This is a genomic window from Rhodoferax sp. (genome assembly GCF_014859475.1).
In the GTDB taxonomy this organism is placed as follows: Bacteria; Pseudomonadota; Gammaproteobacteria; order Burkholderiales; family Burkholderiaceae_C; genus Rhodoferax.
Map to the genome: position 1 here is coordinate 1 of NZ_JACUUE010000129.1, position 7,110 is coordinate 7,110.

Here is a 7,110-nt window from a genome sequence, read left to right on the forward strand (position 1 = left end):
TGGTCACCACCAGCAACCACGGCGCTCACTACCAGCCGTTTGGCATGCTGACCCGGGCCGCGCTGATTTATGCCATCAAGAAACTGGTGGTGGGCAACCCGCAAACCCTGACGGATGAGGCGTTTCTGCTGGCGCACGAGCCCGCCATCGGGATGCTGCTGGCCCAGTATCAGCACCTGGACGCTTTCCCGGAAAACCTGGCCGTGTTGCAACAGCTCAAGGCGCAGGGCATTCCGATCGGCATCCTGAGCAATGGCGATGCCGCCATGCTGCAGGCGGCGGTGCACTCGGCGGGTTTTGATGGCCTGCTCGATCACGTCATCAGCGTTGATCCGATTCGCACCTACAAGACCGACCCGGCCGCCTACGCGCTGGGCGAGCAGGCCACCGGCCTTGCCGCGCGTGACATCCTGTTCGTCAGTTGCAACGCCTGGGACGCGCTGGGTGCCACCTGGTACGGTTACACCACATTGTGGGTCAACCGCTACCACTTGCCTTTTGAAGAGCTGGGCACGCAGCCCAGTCGCACTGGAGCCGATTTGCGCGCCGTGCTGGATTTTTTCAAACCCTGATTTTTCTGATTTTTAACTCTGAGCCTCACCACCATGACTGAACGCATCACCAAGAACGGCCTGCAAATTGCAAGTCATCTGTGCCAATTCATTGAAACCCAGGTGCTGCCCGGCACCGGCGTGACACCTGCCAAGTTCTGGAAAGGCTTTGGCGCCATCGTCGCCGACCTGGCACCCAAAAACATCGCGCTGCTGGCCGAGCGCGACCGTCTGCAGACCGAGCTTGATGCCTGGCACAAGGCCCACCCCGGCCCGGTCACCGACATGTCGGCCTACCGCAGCTTTTTGCAAGGCATCGGCTACCTGGTCGAGCCCCCCAAAAAGGCCCGCATCACCACCTCGAACGTTGATGCCGAACTGGCCAAGCAGGCCGGCCCGCAATTGGTGGTGCCCATTTTGAACGCGCGTTACGCGCTCAACGCCGCCAACTCGCGCTGGGGCTCTTTGTATGACGCGCTGTATGGCACCGATGCAATCGATGAAGCCAGGGGCTGCGAAAAAGTCGGTAAAAAAGGCGGCTACAACCCCAAGCGCGGCGCCAAGGTGATTGCCTATGCGCGCCACGTGCTCGACCGCTGCGCCCCGTTGCGCAAGGGCTCGCACGTCGATTCGGTCGAATACCGCATCAAGGCAGGCAAGCTGGCCATCAAACTGGCTGACGGCAGCAACACCAGCCTGGCAGACGCCAGCCAGCTGGTCGGGTACCAGGGCGACGCCAAGGCGCCCTCAAGCGTGCTGTTTGAACACAATGGCCTGCACCTGGACCTGATCATCAACCGCGCCACCACCATTGGCGCCAGCGACGCAGCAGGTGTGTCCGACCTGGTGCTCGAGGCCGCCCTCAGCACCATTCTCGATCTCGAAGATTCTGTGGCTGCCGTCGATGCCGACGACAAGGTGCTGGCCTACAGCAACTGGCTCGGTATTTTGAAAGGCACGCTGACCGAAGAAGTCTCCAAGGGCAGCAAAACCTTCACCCGTGGCCTCAACGCCGACCGCCTGTACACCGCACCCGACGGCAAAAAGCCAGTGCGCCTGCACGGCCGCTCGCTGATGTTTGTGCGCAACGTGGGCCACCTGATGACCAACCCGGCCGTGCTGTACACCGACAAGGCTGGCACCGTGCGCGAAATTCCCGAGGGCATTCTTGATGCCGTGGTCACCACCACCATCGCCATGCACGACCTGGCCAAAACCAAAAAGGACGCCATCCGCAACTCGCGCAAAGGCTCGGTCTATATCGTCAAGCCCAAGATGCACGGCCCCGTAGAAGTGGCATTTGCCAGCGAACTGTTCGGTCGCGTCGAAGCCATGCTGGGCCTGCCCGACAGCACCGTCAAGCTCGGCATCATGGACGAAGAGCGCCGCACCAGCGTCAACCTGAAAGCCTGCATTGCCGCGGCCGCCAGCCGCGTGGCCTTCATCAACACCGGCTTCCTCGACCGCACCGGCGACGAGATGCACAGCGCCATGCAGGCCGGCCCCATGATCCGCAAAGGCGACATGAAAACCAGCGCCTGGATTCAGGCATACGAGCGCAACAATGTGCTGGTCGGCCTGGGCTGCGGCCTGCGCGGCAAGGCGCAAATCGGCAAGGGCATGTGGGCCATGCCCGACCTCATGAAAGCCATGCTGGAGCAAAAAATTGGCCACCCCAAGGCTGGCGCCAACACCGCCTGGGTGCCAAGCCCGACCGGCGCCACGCTGCACGCGCTGCACTACCACCAAGTGCTGGTGAGCGATGTGCAAAAAGAACTGGAAAAAATCAAGGCCGACAAGGAGCGTGACACGTTGCTGACGGGCTTGCTGACCATTCCCGTGACCGCCACGCCCAACTGGACGGCGGCCGAGAAACAGCAGGAGCTTGACAACAACGCACAGGGCATTCTGGGCTATGTGGTGCGCTGGGTTGACCAGGGCGTGGGCTGCTCCAAGGTGCCCGACATTCACAACGTGGCCCTGATGGAAGACCGCGCCACGCTGCGCATCTCGAGCCAGCACATGGCCAACTGGCTGCACCATGGCGTGGTGACCGAGGCGCAGGTGAAGGAAACCTTCGAGCGCATGGCAGCCGTGGTCGATGCCCAAAACGCCGGCGACCCGCTCTACAAGCCGATGGCCGGCCACTTCGATACCTCGATGGCGTACCAGGCTGCGTGCGACCTGGTCTTCAAGGGCCTGGCGCAGCCCAGCGGCTACACCGAGCCGCTGCTGCACGGCTGGCGGCTGAAGGTGAAGGCGGCTGCAATGACCAAATAAGCGGCTTCAAGAGCAGTCCTGGAGGTGCAAGCCCCCCGCAAGCTGAACACAGCGAACGAAGCGAAGCGCAACCGCACGAGGGTGACCAAGTGTGGGAAGGCAACGTGGAGCGTCAATCACAGCCGGGTGGTGTGGCAGTGGCGCAGCCGATAATGGCTGCCCCCTATGCCGATTTTGTGGCACCGAGCGCCTAATAAGCGCCTAATAAAGCGCAGGCTCGCCCGCTGGCCTGTCCTTGAAGCGTTTGTGCACCCAGTAATATTGATCTGGCATGGTGTCAATATAGCTTTGCAGGCGCGCATTCATGAGCGCCGTGTCGGCCTTGAGGTCATCGGTGGGGAAATTTTGCCAGGCCGGTAACACCTGCACCTCATAGCCCTGGGGTGTCATGCGATTCAACACGGGGACAATTTTGGCGCGCCCCAGACGGGCAAAGCGCGACAGCGAAGGCACGGTGGCCGCGCTAATGCCATAAAAAGGGACGAACAGTGATTCATGCGGGCCAAAGTTCATGTCGGGCAACAAATAGAGTCGCTCGCCCTGTCGCAAGGACGACACGATGGCCTTGACGCCATCGACCCGGCCAAATAGTTTGATGGAACCAAAGCGCTGGCGGCCTTTCAGTATCCAGGCATCGACCACCTTGTTCGACTGGTTGGTGTAGATGGTGGTGATGGGGAGCGACAACTGTTGCGTGAACGCCGTCCCGCCAGCGTCCAAGCCGACAAAGTGCGGCGCAAAAATGACCACTGGATCCGGGCCTGTGAGTTCATCGACCGCACCGGTGATTTTCAGACGGGCGCGCACGGTGTCGGGCGCGCCATGCCAAAGCCAGGCCCGATCGAGCCAAGCCTGGGCAAAACGCACAAAGACCTGGCGCGACAAGGCGCGCAAGCGGGCCGCGTCGAGCGCTGGAAAGCACAGCTGCAGGTTGGTCTGAACCACGTGCCGTCGCGACCTCACAGCGACGTACAAAATTTGACCCAACAGCCAGCCCAGGGCGCGCACCCAAGCCAGCGGCAGCGGTGCCAAACCGCGCATCAGGACAAGGAGAAATCGGGTTACCATAAGTCCGGGTTTTTGACAAATTCAGCGCTCGGTGCGCGGTGTCTTGTAACGTGCATAGCCCCATAAATACTGTTGCGGGCAATGTAACACCAGCCTTTCCATGGCGTGGTTGATGACACTGACCGCCTCGGGCAGCGCAGCCGGCAGTTCAGGCGCCAGGGCTTGCACATGCAACCGGTAGCCGCGCCCCCAGCGCAAGCGCTCGCCCCAGGCCAGCAGCACGCAGGCTCCGGTTTGCTGCACCAGGCGCACCGACAGGGTCATGGTGTAGGCCTCGCGGCCAAAAAATGGTGCCATCATGCCCATGCCCTGGGGCGGCACCTGGTCGGGCAACAAGGCGACTGCCTCGCCCTGCTTGAGCGCCTTGATCAACTGTTTGACGCCCGCAAGGCTGGTGGGTGCCGTCAACAAACCAGGCCGCTGGCGCGACTCAGCCACCAGCGCGCGCAGCCAAGGCTGACGCGGCGGACGATACAGCACCGTCACTGGCTTGCCCGCGTACCCGAAGCGTTGTGCATAGGCTTGCGCCGCCATCTCGAAGGAGCCCAGATGGGGCGTTAAAAATACCACTCCCCGCTCTTGCGCTAGTGCCGCTGCCACAAGATCAGCGCCTTCCCATTGCACGGGTACCGGGCGACCCAGCCACAGACGCGGCAGTTCTGCCACCATCTTGCCGGCCTCGCCAACAGCGCCCAGCCATTGCCGCCAATTCAAGCCCGCCTGCTGCGCGTTGGCCAAAAAGCGCTGGCGGTAAGTGGGCGAGAGCAGGAACACCAACCAACCCAGGACAACACCTGCGCCATGCAGCGGCCACAAGGGCCAGGCCGACAACAATTTGAAAAGGGTGATCATGCGTGAGATAAAATGCCCATGTCGCTGAGTTACGGAACTACTTGCAGGGCGACACACAAGAGCCACCCCAACAGGTGTGCCATTGTGCCTTGTCAAACCATTGGCAAATCTGCTAAAGCGTTCGCTGAAAGCCAAATAAAGCCAAAGCAACGCGCACCGGTTGTTAACTTTATTAAAGGGCTTTCCATCATGGCGAACGACTTTCTATTTACCTCGGAATCTGTTTCCGAGGGTCACCCCGACAAGGTGGCTGACCAAATCTCTGACGCAATTCTGGACGCGGTTTTCAAGCAGGACGCCAAATCGCGCGTGGCGGCCGAAACCCTGTGTAACACCGGCCTGGTCATGCTGGCCGGTGAAATCACCACCAACGCCAATGTCGATTACATCCAGGTTGCGCGCGACACGCTCAAACGCATTGGTTACGACAACTCCGACTACGGCATTGACTATAAGGCCTGCGCCGTGTTGGTGGCCTACGACAAGCAGAGCAACGACATCGCGCAGGGCGTGGACCACGCCTCTGATGATCACATCAACACCGGCGCTGGCGACCAGGGCCTGATGTTCGGCTACGCCTGCAACGAAACCCCCGAGCTGATGCCTGCGCCCATCTACTATGCCCACCGTCTGGTCGAGCGCCAGGCCCAGTTGCGCAAAGATGGCCGTCTGCCGTTTTTGCGCCCCGATGCCAAGAGCCAGGTCACCATGCGCTATGTGGACGGCAAGCCGCACAGCATCGACACGGTGGTGCTGTCGAGCCAGCATGCGCCTGAGATGAGTTTGGGCGACCGCATGACCGATGCGTTTTATGAGGCCATCCGCGAGGAAATCATCAAGCCGGTGCTTCCCAAAGAGTGGCTCACGGCCGACACCAAGTACCTGATCAACCCCACCGGCCGTTTTGTGGTGGGCGGCCCGCAAGGCGACTGCGGCCTGACCGGGCGCAAGATCATTGTTGATACCTATGGCGGCGCCTGCCCGCACGGTGGTGGCGCTTTCAGTGGCAAAGACCCGACGAAAGTGGACCGCTCGGCCACCTACGCCGCCCGCTATGTGGCCAAAAACATTGTGGCGGCCGGTCTGGCGCGGCAATGCCAGATTCAGGTGGCCTACGCCATTGGCGTGGCCAAGCCGATGAATGTGACCATCTACACCGAAGGCACCGGGGTGATTCCGGACGAAGACATCGCCAAGCTGGTCGATAGCCACTTTGACCTGCGCCCGCGCGGCATCATCCAAATGCTGGACTTGTTGCGCCCGATCTACGAAAAGACTGCCGCCTACGGCCACTTTGGCCGCGAAGAGCCCGAGTTCAGCTGGGAGCGCACCGACAAAGCCCAGGCTTTGCGCGACGCCGCAGGCCTGTAATCACGGTTGAAGCTGGCCGCGAATCAGTTGCCGGCTTCACTCGGCTGTGGCGGCGCGGGGTGGGCCCATTGCCACAGCAGCGTGGCAACTTCCTCAACGCCCTGGCGTTTGGTGGCCGAAAACAAACGCACTTCGCCGCCGCCGGCCTGCAGTTGCATGATCGAAAGCGCTTTGCTTTGTTCGGCGCGGGTGAGTTTGTCGGCCTTGGTCAGAATCACCAAAAATTTCAGACCTTCCTCGACGCGTGGACGCACCACATCGAGCAACACTTCATCGAGTTCGGTGAGGCCGTGGCGCGGGTCGCACATCAGCACAATCGCCTTGAGGTTTTCGCGCGTCACCAGATAGTTGGCCATCACCTGTTGCCAGCGGATTTTGTCCTGCTTGGGCACCGCCGCATAGCCGTAACCGGGCAGGTCGGCCAGCACCGCGTCGGTCACGCCCTGCTTGCCCAAGGAAAACAGGTTGATGTGCTGGGTGCGTCCGGGTTTTTTCGAGGCAAATGCCAATTGCTTTTGCTGGGTCAGCGTGTTGATGCAAGTGGATTTACCAGCGTTGGAGCGGCCCACAAACGCAATCTCAGGCACTTGCAAAGGGGGCAAAAAATGAAGTTGCGGCGCGGTGGTGAGAAATTTGGCGGTGTGAAGCCAGCCCAAAGCGACGATCGGGCTCACCGTTTGGAGCGCGTCCTCGCTGGCGGCAGAGGCGTTTGGAAGAGGTGCGCCGGGTTGAATTGTCATGGGTTGCAATCTGTTGAATTGCGCCATTGTAGAATTGCCGGGTTTCCCCCTAACTTGCATGAACCCGTAGCAATGCCCCAAATCATGAAAGAGCACCGTCATCGCGAGCCCTCCGTACCTGGTCCGATACCGCACACGGGCCTTGAACAAAGACATCGTCACTGCGAGCCCCCCGTATCCGGCCCGATACCGCAACAGAGACTTCGTCACTGCGAGCGTAGCGCGGCAGTCCATGCAGTCCGGGGACA

Annotated in this window: 6 protein-coding genes; 3 read left to right on the forward strand and 3 right to left on the reverse strand. The window is 61.1% G+C overall.

The genetic code is table 11. From position 1 onward, the window contains the following. Together IBX54_RS10755 and IBX54_RS10760 are read left to right on the forward strand one after the other, a co-directional pair. Nucleotides 1-572 (forward strand): haloacid dehalogenase type II (locus IBX54_RS10755; protein WP_296542653.1); only part of this gene is annotated, 572 nt, incomplete at its 5' end. Between the two features lie 33 nt (nucleotides 573-605). Continuing rightward, on the forward strand, nucleotides 606-2,831 hold the full coding sequence (locus IBX54_RS10760; RefSeq protein ID WP_296542654.1) for a malate synthase G: 2,226 nt from the start codon (nucleotides 606-608) through the stop codon (nucleotides 2,829-2,831). 201 nt (nucleotides 2,832-3,032) lie between these two features. Here IBX54_RS10760 and IBX54_RS10765 read toward each other — a convergent pair whose 3' ends face one another. Together IBX54_RS10765 and IBX54_RS10770 are read right to left on the reverse strand one after the other, a co-directional pair. Further along, nucleotides 3,033-3,899, reverse strand: a complete 867-nt coding sequence (locus IBX54_RS10765; RefSeq protein ID WP_367141832.1) for a lysophospholipid acyltransferase family protein — start codon at nucleotides 3,897-3,899, stop codon at nucleotides 3,033-3,035. Between the two features lie 21 nt (nucleotides 3,900-3,920). Then, nucleotides 3,921-4,751 carry a lysophospholipid acyltransferase family protein gene (locus IBX54_RS10770; protein ID WP_296542656.1) on the reverse strand — a complete coding sequence of 277 codons (831 nt, stop codon included), beginning with the start codon at nucleotides 4,749-4,751 and terminating at the stop codon, nucleotides 3,921-3,923. Between the two features lie 189 nt (nucleotides 4,752-4,940). On the opposite strand from IBX54_RS10770, the gene metK reads away from it, so the two are divergent. Further along, a complete protein-coding gene (gene metK, locus IBX54_RS10775) occupies nucleotides 4,941-6,122 on the forward strand; it encodes a methionine adenosyltransferase (protein ID WP_296542657.1) in 1,182 nt (393 codons plus the stop codon). 23 nt (nucleotides 6,123-6,145) lie between these two features. Here the strand turns inward: metK and yihA are convergent, their stop codons facing one another. Continuing rightward, nucleotides 6,146-6,778 (reverse strand): ribosome biogenesis GTP-binding protein YihA/YsxC, encoded by a 633-nt coding sequence (gene yihA / locus IBX54_RS10780; protein ID WP_296542658.1) that lies wholly within the window; start codon nucleotides 6,776-6,778, stop codon nucleotides 6,146-6,148. Nucleotides 6,779-7,110: the final 332 nt, after the last annotated feature.